The sequence below is a fragment of the Dyadobacter bucti genome, from assembly GCF_005869225.1.
In the GTDB taxonomy this organism is placed as follows: Bacteria; Bacteroidota; Bacteroidia; order Cytophagales; family Spirosomataceae; genus Dyadobacter; species Dyadobacter bucti.
Genome location: NZ_SWFP01000003.1, coordinates 395,368 through 408,479, shown reverse-complemented (window position 1 = coordinate 408,479; position 13,112 = coordinate 395,368). Strand labels below are relative to the sequence as shown.

The window sequence follows — 13,112 nt, the reverse complement described above, 5'->3', positions numbered from 1 at the left end:
ATACAAACCTGAAGACTAGCTTTCCAAAGCAGCAACGCCTGGTAAAGTCTTCCCTTCCATATACTCAAGTAACGCTCCACCACCTGTCGAAACATAGCTTACGCGGTCGCCAAAACCTGCATTGTTGATCGCAGAAGCAGAATCGCCGCCGCCGATCAGGGAGAATGCATCATTTTCCTCCGTAACCGCTACCACTGCCTCAGCAATTGCGTTGGTTCCCTGTGCAAAGTTTGGAAATTCAAAAACACCCATCGGACCGTTCCAAAGAACTGTTTTTGAGTTTTTAACAATGTCAGCAAAAATCTTGATGGTTTCAGGACCAATGTCCAGTCCCTGCCAGCTGTCAGGAATCTCACCTGCTGTAACTACTTTACGCTCCGCATCATTGCTGAAACGGTCTGCAATGACAGTATCCACGGGTAATATCAGGTTAACACCTTTGTCTTTCGCTTTTCTAACCAGTTCCAATGTCAGATCCTGCTTATCAGCTTCCAGTAGCGACTGTCCGATGCTTCCACCCTGCGCTTTTGAAAAAGTATAGGACATCCCTCCGCCAATGATCAGATTATCCACCTTGTCAAGCAGACGTTCGATGATCAGAATTTTATCAGAAATTTTGGCCCCACCCATAATCGCTGTAAAAGGTCTTTCTGAATGTTCGAGAAGCCTTTCAGCATTATCAAGTTCAGCCTGCATCACATAACCGCAAACTTTATCAGTAAAAAACTTGCCGATAACCGCGGTAGAAGCATGTGCCCTGTGTGCGGTACCAAAAGCATCCATCACCCAAACATCACCCAGTTTTGACAATTTCTCGGCAAAAGCTTCATCACCTTTTTCCTCTTCCTTGTAAAACCGAAGGTTTTCAAGCAGCAATACTTCGCCCGGCTGCAAAGCGCCGGCAAGTTCGGTTGCACTTTCTCCAACGCAGTCGTCAGCGAACTTCACGGTTTTGCCAAGAATCAGGGAAAGCGGGTTCACGAGGTGCTTCAGAGAGTATTTTTCAGTCGGTCCGTCTTTCGGACGACCCAAATGCGACATCAGTATGACAGAGCCTCCGTCATTAAGAATCTTGTTGATTGTGGAGATAGTTGCACGGATGCGTGTATCGTCCGTGATCTCAAATTTGTCATTAAGCGGAACATTGAAGTCAACGCGAACCAAGGCTTTTTTGCCTGAGAAATCATAAGAATCTAATGTTGTCATGGGCAGGTAAAATTGTTTTCCATAGGAAACAAATGTAAACCAATTTCTTTATAATATACTATGTAATTGAGAAAAGCAAGCTTTCATAATAAGTATAATCCTATTTACACTATCAATTTTTCTAAAAATCAGCCATTTCGCAAAATAAATATAAACTTTAAAAACCCGTCCTGAAAATCGACGGGAGACGGATTTATTTGGTAACTTTATATTGATGTCAAATAATTTTTATCCGGTTTCCAGTACAGTGTTTTCCAATCCATTTGCTCAGAATACTGAGTTTCCGGCGGATCTGCCACCCAAGTATTACCATGATTATTTCGGTTATGTGCTGGATTTTGTGCGCAAAAGATATGCACACGTACTGAACGAAGACGAGAGCCGGTTCCTGAACCAGTATGATGGATTGTCGGAAGACGCGCAATGCCTTTTCATCCGTTTCAGCAACCGGAGCAAATCATTTTTCCGGGTTAACAGCCTTTCCTACTCCGAAATTTCAGACCTGCCAGCAGTTTTGAATGAGCTGCTGGAAAACGATTTTATCGAATCCCTCTGCGATTCACATCAGAACCGGCAGGATGAGATCATAGACCTTTTTACCAAACCCGAGCTGCTGGTCATCACCAAAATGCTGGGGCCAGACATCATGCCTTCCAAAAATATCCGCAAGCCCGATCTGGTGCGCTGGCTGGTCTACGAATATGAGTTCAGCAAATTATGCGAAATCATTTGCCAGACAGAGCCTGTGTTCAAGGTTAGCTTTGAGGCCGAAGTCATGCTGATGAAATTTCTGTTTTTCGGCAACCGGAATGCGGATATGACCGAATTCGTGATCCGTGACCTCGGGCATGTACGTTTCCAATCGTTCGACGAACAGCATTTATCCATACAATTTGAAAGCCGCAAGGACGTCGACGATACATTGATGGTCTCGCTGATGAAAGAGACTTTTGATGACATCAAAACCGTACTTCCGCCAGAAGAAATTTTCGACTGGTTTATGAACTGGCAATCCGGCAGCGGTACCGGTTTGAGCATTAAGGCCATTCCGTCTTTTAATTCCTTTATCCTGCGGGTAAGTGCCTGGCTGGAAAGAAAAAAAATGCTCTCACAGGCACTCACGATCTACCAGCTCACCAACGATGCTCCGGCCCGTGAAAGACGTGTCAGGCTGCTTTACAATCTCGGAGAAATAGATGAAGCCCTGGCACTTTGTGAAGAAATAGCTGAGAACCCGCAAAATGCAGATGAGCGTTATTTCAGCCAGGATTTTTATGAAAAAATCAGTAACAAAAAGAAACGGGTCGTCAAGCGTACAACCCAGGCATTGAAAGCAGCGGATGCTATTGAAGTACCTGTCATGTACCGCTATCAGGTTGAACTGGGCGCTATACATTACTATCGGGAACAGGGGTATCAGGCTTTTTTCAGTGAAAATGAACCGTGGCGGGCGCTTTTCGGGCTGCTTTTCTGGGACATTATATATGATACCAATGTCAAAACGATCCACAATCCGCTACAAAGGATCCCGTCCGACTTTTTCCTTCCCGATTTTTATTTTAAAAGGTCTGCCCAGCTCACCGAGCGGTTGAGACTAGCCAATAGCAAGGAAGTCATGGAAGATATAGTGAGGGAAACTTATGCTGAAAAATATGGCGTCACCAATGTGCTGGTGCCATGGTACGAAGGTGCCGTGGAAAAGGTCCTCACACTGATATCGTTGCTCAGCCCCGAACAGATCCATTCGATCATGATCGAAATCGCATTAAATCTCAGAGAAAACACCCGCGGCTTTCCCGACTTACTGGTCTGGAACGAAAACGAATATGCTTTTATCGAAATTAAATCCCCCACCGACCATTTGTCTTCCCGGCAGCTGCACTGGCAGCATTTCTTCGCCGAGCACCAGGTGCAGAGCAGGATTGTGAGGGTCAATTGGATTAAGCCAGACGTCGATTACAGCTCAAATTCCGCCACGACCGGCAAATGATCCGACGCATATTGCTCGTCAATTACACGGGTATTGGATCCTCGTAGCTTGCTGCCTTTATTTGACATGATAAAGTCAATCGTTTTATCCGGATTTTCAACAGGGATAGTGGGTTTACAATCTGAGCAGGTGCGCGTGAAATATTTGTCAAAATGAGCTATCACCGGACTTTCCGGAACCGCGTTGAAATCCCCCGCCAGGATCATAGGTAATTTGGTTTTGCCAAAATGTTCAATGATCTTTTCAGCCTGCAAAAGCCGGTTAGGTTCTTTTAACCCCAAATGCGTACTCGCAAAGATCATTTTTTGTTTTGAGGGGAGAACAACCGTTACAGCGGCTATCGTCCTGTTTTCTTCCGGCTTGTCGGCATGTACCGGCAGATCGTACCTTACGGAATCGACAATCGGAAAGCGGGACAAAACGGCTACCCCGTAATCTCCGCCCTGATGGTCAATGGCTTTGGAAAAATAGAATTTCATACCCGTCAGTTCGGCCAGCTGTTGCGCCTGATTTTTCCCTTTCCCCGAACGTTCGGTGTTTACGTCCACTTCCTGCAAAGCCACGAAATCAGGCTTTTCTGCGTTGATTACTTTGGCAATGGCCTCCACATCGATCTTGTCTCCGGCAGACGGCGGGTTACAATGATGAATGTTATAGGTCATGACTTTAAGAAGCTGCTTTTCCGGCGAAACATTTTCAGGATCTTTATCGGGAGCCGAGGTAAATGCAGCGCATAAAATCAGTGTCAGGGCACAGTAAAGTAGATTTTTCATCATTCAACAGGATATAGAAACAACAACGCCAAAAATAGCAGATTACAATCATGCTTTTTTCAAATTTCATTATCATTACACATCAATTAAAAACCAATATGCAATGAGGCTAAAAAATTTGCTGCTTTCCGCGGCATTAATCGCTGGTTTCGGGGCAGCATACGCCCAGAACAAACCAGACGACGTAAAGACTTTTACCTTACCGAACGGAATGAAATTTCTGGTACTGGAAGACCATTCCATCCCGACGGCAAATATGTACTTGTTCTGGAAAGTCGGTTCGCGAAATGAAGTCCACGGCATCACCGGCCTCTCCCACTTTTTTGAACACATGATGTTCAATGGTTCCAAAAATTACGGTCCCAAGGAGTTCGACCGCGTTATGGAAGCCAATGGTGGCTCCAACAATGCCTATACAACCGAAAACGTAACCGTGTATACCGACTGGTTTCAGAAAGATGCGCTCGAAACGATTTTCAAGCTTGAATCCGACCGTATTGCCAGCCTCTCCATTGACCCGAAAATGGTTGAAAGTGAGCGGGGTGTAGTACTTTCTGAGCGGAGCACCGGATTAGAAAACAGTAACTACAGGCTGATCGGCGAACAAGTACAATCGGTTGCTTTCCAGGAGCATCCATATATGTTTCCGGTGATCGGTTTTGAATCGGACATCAAAAGCTGGACGCAGGAAGACCTTGAAAATTATTTCAAAACATATTATTCGCCCAACAATGCTACTGTGGTGGTGGTGGGCGATATTACTATGGGCCAGGTGCGCAAACTGGCCGACCAGTATATGGCACCTATACCTGCGCGCGGCTTGCCACCCAAAATCAGGACAATAGAACCTCCTCAGAATGGCGAACGCCGGGTTACTGCTTATAAAGATATCACCACACCCAATATTCTGATGGCATACCACACACCGCAAACGGGCCACCAGGATTATTATGCACTCGATTTGCTGAGCAGTCTCCTGACTTCAGGCAATTCTTCGCGGCTGGTGAAATCACTGGTGATGGACAGTACGATCGCCGCAAGGGTGTTTACCTCGCTGGGAGAAGGTTTTGATCCCAATATTTTTACAATTTTCGCCGTAGCTGCCGATAATATCTCCGCAGAGGCTCTGGAAAAATCCATCTCCGGACAGCTGGAAATGATCATCAAGGACGGTGTTACCGAAGAAGAGCTTCAGAAAGTGAAAAATCAGAAGCTGATGGAATTCTATCGCACGCTGGAAACCATCAACGGAAAAGCAAACAGCATCGGGACTTATGATGTGTTCTTCGGCGATTACAGGAAAATGTTTGAGGCTCCGGAATTATATCAAAAAGTGACGACCGCCGATATCAAACGAGTGGCGGCAGCGTATTTTACCGACCGCAACAAAACAACAGGCTTTTTGCTCCCGGAAAAATCAAAATAATGTCTGCCAGTCAACTTATTTAAAACATCAATTCTTTCCCGATGAAAAATATATTCTTTTTATTTTTTGCGATGCTGGCTGTCAACGCTGTTGCGCAGAACAATTTTAAAGTCCCGAAATATGAAAAATTCACGCTCAAAAACGGCCTGACCATCTATCTGATGGAACAGCACGAAGTGCCACTCATCAATGTATCCGCGGTATTTGACGCCGGCGCCATGAACGACGGTGACCGGTACGGGCTGTCGAGCCTGACAGCGGATGCCCTTGTTTTTGGAACACAAAAATATACGAAGCCGCAGATAGAGGAAATGACGGACTTTGTCGGCGCGACGCTCAATACCGTGGCCGGGAAAGAAAGTGCCGGCCTGACATCTTCATTTGCTGCAAAAGATCAGGAAAAGCTGTTTGATATCATTCAGCAGGTACTGATGTATCCTGTTTTCGACGCGACGGAATTTGACAAACACAAGCAAAGGACTTTGCTCGAACTCACGCAGCAAAAGGAAAGCCCACGCTCGGTGATCGGCAATTATTTCAATGTATTTTTGTTTAAAAGCTTCCCCTATGCCACGCCTGTCGGGGGTACGAAATCCACGGTGGAGAAAATCACTTCCGCAGACGTAAAAGCCTTTTATAAAAGTAATTATACCACAGGACGTGGCGCAATTGCGGTGGTTGGTGATTTCAAAACTGCCGACATGAAAAAGACGATCACTGCTTTGTTCAGCAACTGGAAAACTGCCGAATCGCGGATGGTAAAACGGGTAGCTCCGGACCTAGAATTTGACAAAAGCCGGGTTCTGCTCGTCAATAAAGACGATGCACGGGAAACCACTTTTCTGATCGGCGGCAAAGGCATTGATTACAATTCTCCTGACTATGTGCCGGTGCTGGTGATGAATACAATTCTTGGTGGCCGGTTTACTTCCTGGCTCAATGACGCGCTCCGCGTAAATTCCGGTCTGACTTATGGTGCCGGCAGCCGGTTCAGCAGGTACAAATATGCGGGCACTTTCGCGATCAGTACCTTTACCAAAAATTCCACTACAGTCCCGGCGATCGATATGGCGCTGAGTGTATTGGACAGTCTGCACAAAACTGGTATCAACGAAGAAATCCTCGCCTCTGCCAAGGCATATGTAAAAGGCGATTTTCCACCGGAATACGAGTCTGCCGGTGCCCTAGCCCGTCTGTTAACCGATATGTTCGTCTATAATTTTGATGGAAATTTTATCAATACCTTTCAAAGCAAAGTCGACGGACTCACCACAGCACAGGCGAAAGAAGTCATTGCTACCTATTTTCCCAAAAACAATCTGCAGTTTGTCCTGATCGGAAAAGCCGATGAAATCAGAGACCAGGTAAAGAAATATGGCGAGATAACCGAAAAGCAAATCAAGGCAGACGGATTTTAGTATATCAAAGGAAGCACCTGCTTTTAACAAGGCTATCTTCGGGCATTCAATCTTAGTATCAAATCAAACTTTAAACATTATCAAAATGCAGAAATTAACATATTGGGGTTGTTTTTTAATTGCCCTGCTGGCCACTCAGACCGGCGTATTTGCGCAGGGAAAACCAGTTTATACAAGTCCCATCGGTCTGCAGGCATACACTTTCCGCGGCAGCTGGGACAAGGGTATCGAGGCGACTCTGGATACGATCAAATCCCTGGGCGTAACTGAAATGGAAGGCGGACCGCTCAAAGGCATGACAGCAGAAGAACTTCGCAAACAACTGGACAAACGAGGCATCAAAATGGTTTCCATTGGTGCTGATTACAAACTCCTCAGCGAAAGCACCGCCGAGACGATCAAGAATGCCAAAATCTTTGGTGCCAAGTATGTAATGGTAGCCTGGATACCTCACAAAGGAGGCAATTTTGACCTCGAAACTGCAAAAAAGGCTGTGGCCGATTTCAACAAAGCCGGCAAAGAGCTGAAAGAAGCAGGAATCACGCTTACTTATCACAATCACGGTTATGAGTTTGTGCCCTACGAAGACGGAACGTTGTTCGATTACATTGTAAAAAATACAAATCCCGAGTATGTATCCTTTGAAATGGATGTGTTATGGACTGCTTTTCCGGGACAGGACCCCGCAAAATTGCTCCTGAAATACCCTACCCGCTGGAAACTAATGCACCTGAAGGACCTGAAAAAAGGTGTGAAAGGTAATTTGTCCGGAGGCACACCCACTACCAATGATGTAGCGCTCGGAACAGGCCAGATCGATATCCCTGCCGTGTTGAAAGCCGCGAAAAAAGTAGGCATCAAACATTACTTTATAGAGGATGAAAGCCCATCTTACCTGAAACAAATTCCGCAGACGATTGCATATATCAAAGGAATCAAAGAATAACTTTTCAGACTTGCCGGGAATTAATATCCGGCAAGTCTGTTTTCTTTCGGGGGGTTGCAGAACCAACAGATAGTTTTATACTTTGCAAAAAAACAATTATGGAGCCTGCATTATTAAATCAAGTCCCGTCACTGGATTTAGCCAATTTCACTTCCGGTGATGCCGGCCAGAAAGAAAAATTTGTTGAAGATCTGGGGGAAGCATTTACAAACATCGGGTTTGTTGCCATCAAAAATCACGGACTCAGTGATGCGCTGCGGGCCAGTCTTTACGATACCGTCAGGGAGTTTTTTGAATTCCCCGATGAAATAAAAAGGAAATATGAATTTGCCGAACTTTTCGGTCAGCGGGGTTATGTGGGCAAAGGCAAAGAAACCGCGAAAGGATTTAAAGTAGGAGATCTCAAAGAATTTTACCACATCGGCCAGCCTGACCCGATCGGCAGCATGCCTTCCAATATTTTCCCGGACGAACTGCCCGATTTCAAAAAATATACACTCAAAGTTTACGAAACTTTTGAACAGGCGGGAAAAACATTGCTCAGGGCTATTGCGCTATACCTGAATTTGCCGGAAGATTATTTTGAAGATAAAGTTAAAAACGGCGACAGCCTTTTAAGGGCATTGCATTACTTCCCGATCCCAAACCCAGAACTGGTACCTGAAGGTGCCGTAAGGGCCGCAGCCCACGGAGACATTAACCTGATCACTTTGCTGATGGGCGCCAGCGCAGAAGGGCTGGAAGTGCTCCGTCGGGACGGTGAGTGGATCGCAATCACGGCCCTGCCCGATCAGATCGTAGTCAATGTAGGCGATATGCTCGACAGGCTTACCAACCATAAATTAAAATCCACGATTCACAGAGTTGTCAATCCGCCGCGGGAAAAAATGGGTACGTCCCGCTATTCAATCCCGTTTTTCATGCATCCCAGGGCGGATATGGACCTGACGTGCCTGGAAAGCTGTGTCACGGCTGACCAGCCAAAATTGTATACCAATATGACTGCGGGCGAGTTTCTGGATGAGCGGTTAAGAGAATTAGGATTAAAGAAATAAAAATCCATTGGCCTACCCACCTATCCGCCGTTTCCGTTACATCATTTACCTGATGGATATCCTGTTGTTGTCCCTTACAGCCTTTGGCGGGGCACAGGTGCATTTGATGATGATGATCGAAAGACTGGTGCGGAAACGACGCTATATCACCGAAGAAGAACTTCTTGAATTACAAGCTCTTTGCCAGCTCCTACCTGGTCCGAGTTCTACGCAAACCGTCACGGCAATCGGGCTAAAAATCGGGGGACAGCCTCTTGCCTATCTCAGCTTACTGGTTTGGTCTCTTCCTGCAATGGTATTGATGACCCTCGCGGCAATAGGTATCCACTACCTGGAACGAAATAGTGTTTCGCTTGGATTTACGCGGTTCGTAGGCCCGATGGCGGTGGCTTTTCTGATCTATGGCGCCTATGCTATCGCGCGAAAAGTAATCCACAACCTGCAGGGCTGGTCGTTCCTGATCATATCCACAGTGCTAGCTTACCTGTATCCATCGCCATACATGACTCCTGTGCTGATTATTTCCGGGGGGATAGCAGCTTCGCTGAACTTTCAAAAGCATGAAAAAATGGAAAAAGGGCCGATACGGATTCGCTGGCGGCCTATCATTTTCTGGATATCCGTTCTGATCACGGCAGCGATTGTAGGTAAGGTCACCAATTCATTGCCGGTACGTCTTTTTGAGAACTTTTACCGGAACGGCAGTCTGGTTTTCGGCGGCGGCCAGGTATTGATCCCTATTCTTTACAACGAATTTGTAGAATTCAAAAGCTACCTCACCGACCAGGAATTTCTTGCGGGAATGGCACTGACGCAGGTTGTACCAGGGCCCGTCTTTTCGATCGCAACTTTTGTAGGAAGCGTTTCCATGCAGTCGGAAGGTGTTACCGGACAAATCATTGGCGGTTTTGTGGCTACCGCAGGCATCTTTTTACCGGGGACTTTTTTCATATTTTTTGCTTACCCTTTCTGGGACCAATTGAAAAAATACCGGGGGATCAGGGCGTCGCTTCAGGGAATTCATGCCGCCAGCTGCGGGCTTACCATCGCAGCGGCTATGTCCCTTTTTCAACCCATGCTGACCGACTGGCAGCCGCTGCTCACGGTTATCGTAACGCTGCTGGTGCTGGCTTTTACCAAATTCCCGTCCTACCTCATCATTCTGGGTGGATTGATACTGGGATTGGCTTTTTAATCAAACATTACCCTTTATCCCTATATCATTGCCCGTTTAAGTTAAATACTTTCCATTGCAATAGTCGATAGGTTTTTCAAACTTTGGAAACTTATTCCTGTTATGTCCCAACTCATGAAAAAATCCTTCGCAGCCTTCTGCCTTTTACTTTCGAGTTTCTGTATTGCCAATGCCCAAATCATTACTTCCCCTAATTTCCTGAATAAAAACAAGCAGTGGGTCGATTCTGTCTTTGCAACGCTCACACCGGACGAGCGAATCGCCCAGTTGATCATGGTAGCGGCAGTGTCTGATGTAAAAAGAGCTTTAATCGATCCAAAGATCAGCAACCCGGCGGCCGTGGAAAAACTGATCCGCGAAAATAAGGTTGGAGGGGTTGTGTTTTTTCAGGGAGGGCCGGTTCCGCAGGCGCAACTGACAAACCATTTTCAATCGATCTCAAAAGTACCGCTTCTCATTGCCATGGATGCAGAATTTGGTCTTGCAATGCGGATCGACAGCACCGTTAGATATCCTTACCAGATGACTTTGGGCGCTGTTCAGGGAAACAATGACCTGATCTACGAAATGGGTGCTCAGCTCGCCAGGCAAATGCGGAGACTGGGTATGCATGTCAATTTTGCCCCGGTAGCAGATGTCAACAACAACCCGAACAATCCGGTGATCAGCTTCCGTTCTTTCGGCGAAAATAAGTACAAAGTGGCTGACAAGGCGGTGGCATATATGAGAGGTATGCAGGATGGCGGCTTGTTGACCAGCGCGAAACATTTCCCTGGCCACGGTGATACCGGCACCGACTCTCACTATGATTTGCCTTTGATCTCACACGATGCAACCAGAATCGATTCTCTTGAATTATATCCCTTTAAAGCACTTATCAATGCAGGACTAAGCGGAATGATGATTGCACACCTTAGTATTCCGGCTTTGGATAAAACAGCAAATCTTCCGTCTACGCTTTCCAAACCTATTATATCGGATCTTTTGAGAAATCAGTTGGGTTTTGAAGGGCTGATCTATTCCGACGCGATGAATATGAAGGGGGTGACAAAATATTTCCCCGACGGAAAGGCAGATGCTATGGGCCTGGAAGCGGGAATGGATTTGCTGGAGTTCACTGAAGATGTTTCCAAATCCATTGCCGAAATTAAAAAGAGCATTGCGGAAGGGAAAATCACACAAGCTGAAATAGACTTCCGCTGCCGCAAAGTCCTGGAAGCGAAAGCCTGGGCGGGTCTGAATCAATATAAGCCGGTCGACCTGAACAATCTTTACGAAGATCTGAACCCCAAAGCCGCCGAGCTTACCAACAGATTACTGACGGAAAAGGCATTGACGATTTTAAAAAATGACAACGACCTTTTGCCGCTGCGTGATCTGGATACTTTAAAAATCGCGTCCGTGTCACTGGGAGCAGATACGATCACCAGCTTTCAGAAAACGCTGGGTTTGTATACCACGGTAGATCATTATTTTATACCTACAAAACCAACGGAAGCGCAAATAGCAGCACTTCGCACTAAACTTTCATCTTATAATCTGTTATTGGTCGGTGTGCATCTCGGCAGCATTTCTCCCCGCACCAATTACGGACTTACGGATCAGATGAATGCAGTTTTACAAGAATTGATCGCTACCAAAAAAGCAGTGGTATCGATATTTGGTAACCCCTATGCACTTAATAAGATCCCGTCTGTTGAAAGTTCCCGGGCATTGATCATGTCTTATCAGCTCACTCCTTATACGCAGGATCTGTCTGCCCAGCTAGTTTTTGGGGCAATTCCGGCGCAAGGGAAATTACCCGTGACAGTGAATGCACAATTCCCCTACAATTCAGGCATCGAAACACCCGCCATCGGCAGGCTGAAATATACCATTCCGGAAGAGCTTGGGATGGACTCCGGAACCATCACTTTTAAAATTGACTCCATTGCCAACCTTGCCATCACCGAAAAAGCAACCCCTGGCTGTGTAGTGCAGCTGGCCAAAGACGGAAAAGTTTTTTTCAGGAAAGCTTACGGCAAACATACCTATGAAGGCCAGGCACCGGTGAAACTGACCGATCTGTACGATTTGGCATCAGTAACAAAAATCACCGCTTCTACACTGGCATTGATGAGTCTTTGGGACCAAAAGAAATTTGATCTGGATGCAACTATGAAGGACTATCTTCCGGATTTTGCCAAATCCAATAAAGCAGATCTGCAGTGGAGACGGGTATTGACCCACAGCGCACGTTTGAAAGCATTTATTGTGCTTTGGAAAGAAGCGCAAAATCCCGACGGAACATGGAAAAAGAGAACATTCAGCGCCAAACAGTCCAGGCGCTATCCTACTTCCGTCGTGGGCGACAGCCTGTTTATTTTCAAAAATTACGACCAGACCATTTTCCACGCCATCCGGGATTCCCCGCTGAATGAAAAGGAAGGTTATGTGTACAGCGATTTGTCATTCATATTATATCCACAAATTGTAAAACGCCTTTCCGGTGAAAATTTCGAGGATTATCTGAAAAACCACTACTATCATAAACTCGGCGCCAATACCCTTACATTTAATCCGAAACGGTTTTACAAGCTCGAAGATATCGTTCCTACCGAGCGGGATACTTTTTTCCGCATGACCCAGCTGCATGGCCAGGTTCATGACGAGGCGGCAGCTATGCTGGGCGGACTGAGCGGGCACGCGGGTTTGTTCGGAGATGTCAATGATGTTATGAAAGTATGGCAGATGTACCTGCAGCAAGGTTACTATGGCGGCCAGCAATTACTGAGCAAAGATGCGCTCATCGAATTTACCAGATATCAGTATCCGGAAATGGGCAGCCGCCGCGGAATTGGTTTTGACAAGCCAACTTTCAAATATTCGGGCAATGCTCCCCGGTATGCGAGTCCGTCGAGCTTTGGGCATACCGGCTACACCGGGATCATGACCTGGGCGGACCCGGCCTGGAAATTGAACTACGTGTTTTTCTCTAACCGGGTTTATCCGACCAGGGAAAACAGCAAGATATCGACTTTGAATATCCGCACTGCGATCATGGATGTGGTGTATCAGGAATTGTTAAAAAAGTAGTGAGTGTTGATGAGATCAATCTCCCTTA

The 13,112-nt window shown here is 46.2% G+C and carries 9 protein-coding genes; 7 read left to right on the top strand and 2 right to left on the bottom strand.

From position 1 onward, the window contains the following. Positions 1–15 precede the first annotated feature (15 nt). Positions 16–1,206 (bottom strand): phosphoglycerate kinase, encoded by a 1,191-nt coding sequence (locus tag FBF61_RS11815; protein WP_138477431.1) that lies wholly within the window; start codon positions 1,204–1,206, stop codon positions 16–18. 214 nt (positions 1,207–1,420) lie between these two features. Here FBF61_RS11815 and FBF61_RS11810 point away from each other — a divergent pair, with 214 nt between their 5' ends. After that, complete coding sequence (locus FBF61_RS11810; protein WP_138477430.1) at positions 1,421–3,196, top strand: VRR-NUC domain-containing protein; 1,776 nt, start codon at positions 1,421–1,423, stop codon at positions 3,194–3,196. Here FBF61_RS11810 and FBF61_RS11805 read toward each other — a convergent pair. After that, positions 3,163–3,972, bottom strand: a complete 810-nt coding sequence (locus tag FBF61_RS11805; protein WP_229215013.1) for an endonuclease/exonuclease/phosphatase family protein — start codon at positions 3,970–3,972, stop codon at positions 3,163–3,165. The genes FBF61_RS11810 and FBF61_RS11805 overlap by 34 nt on opposite strands. A 100-nt stretch (positions 3,973–4,072) precedes the next feature. Between FBF61_RS11805 and FBF61_RS11800 the strand changes: the two genes are divergently transcribed. From FBF61_RS11800 to FBF61_RS11775, 6 genes are all read left to right on the top strand, one after another. Beyond that, positions 4,073–5,395, top strand: a complete 1,323-nt coding sequence (locus FBF61_RS11800; RefSeq protein ID WP_138477429.1) for a M16 family metallopeptidase — start codon at positions 4,073–4,075, stop codon at positions 5,393–5,395. A gap of 41 nt (positions 5,396–5,436) precedes the next feature. Then, positions 5,437–6,813 (top strand): M16 family metallopeptidase, encoded by a 1,377-nt coding sequence (locus FBF61_RS11795; RefSeq protein ID WP_138477428.1) that lies wholly within the window; start codon positions 5,437–5,439, stop codon positions 6,811–6,813. Positions 6,814–6,898: 85 nt separating this feature from the next. After that, positions 6,899–7,759 carry a sugar phosphate isomerase/epimerase family protein gene (locus FBF61_RS11790; protein WP_205748273.1) on the top strand — a complete coding sequence of 287 codons (861 nt, stop codon included), beginning with the start codon at positions 6,899–6,901 and terminating at the stop codon, positions 7,757–7,759. Between the two features lie 98 nt (positions 7,760–7,857). Next, positions 7,858–8,814, top strand: a complete 957-nt coding sequence (locus FBF61_RS11785; protein WP_138477427.1) for an isopenicillin N synthase family dioxygenase — start codon at positions 7,858–7,860, stop codon at positions 8,812–8,814. 52 nt (positions 8,815–8,866) lie between these two features. Then, a complete protein-coding gene (gene chrA, locus FBF61_RS11780) occupies positions 8,867–10,009 on the top strand; it encodes a chromate efflux transporter (protein ID WP_138478079.1) in 1,143 nt (380 codons plus the stop codon). A gap of 114 nt (positions 10,010–10,123) precedes the next feature. After that, complete coding sequence (locus FBF61_RS11775) at positions 10,124–13,084, top strand: serine hydrolase domain-containing protein (protein WP_138477426.1); 2,961 nt, start codon at positions 10,124–10,126, stop codon at positions 13,082–13,084. Positions 13,085–13,112 lie beyond the last annotated feature (28 nt).

What these genes read in the sequence shown, in the direction of transcription:
- FBF61_RS11785 (WP_138477427.1), top strand. Translation starts at nt 7,858, where the DNA reads ATGGAGCCTGCATTATTAAATCAAGTCCCGTCACTGGATTTAGCCAAT.
- FBF61_RS11795 (WP_138477428.1), top strand. Translation starts at nt 5,437, where the DNA reads ATGAAAAATATATTCTTTTTATTTTTTGCGATGCTGGCTGTCAACGCT.
- FBF61_RS11810 (WP_138477430.1), top strand. Translation starts at nt 1,421, where the DNA reads ATGTCAAATAATTTTTATCCGGTTTCCAGTACAGTGTTTTCCAATCCA.
- FBF61_RS11800 (WP_138477429.1), top strand. Translation starts at nt 4,073, where the DNA reads ATGAGGCTAAAAAATTTGCTGCTTTCCGCGGCATTAATCGCTGGTTTC.
- FBF61_RS11790 (WP_205748273.1), top strand. Translation starts at nt 6,899, where the DNA reads ATGCAGAAATTAACATATTGGGGTTGTTTTTTAATTGCCCTGCTGGCC.
- FBF61_RS11805 (WP_229215013.1), bottom strand. Translation starts at nt 3,972, where the DNA reads ATGATGAAAAATCTACTTTACTGTGCCCTGACACTGATTTTATGCGCT.
- FBF61_RS11775 (WP_138477426.1), top strand. Translation starts at nt 10,124, where the DNA reads ATGAAAAAATCCTTCGCAGCCTTCTGCCTTTTACTTTCGAGTTTCTGT.
- FBF61_RS11815 (WP_138477431.1), bottom strand. Translation starts at nt 1,206, where the DNA reads ATGACAACATTAGATTCTTATGATTTCTCAGGCAAAAAAGCCTTGGTT.
- chrA (WP_138478079.1), top strand. Translation starts at nt 8,867, where the DNA reads ATGGATATCCTGTTGTTGTCCCTTACAGCCTTTGGCGGGGCACAGGTG.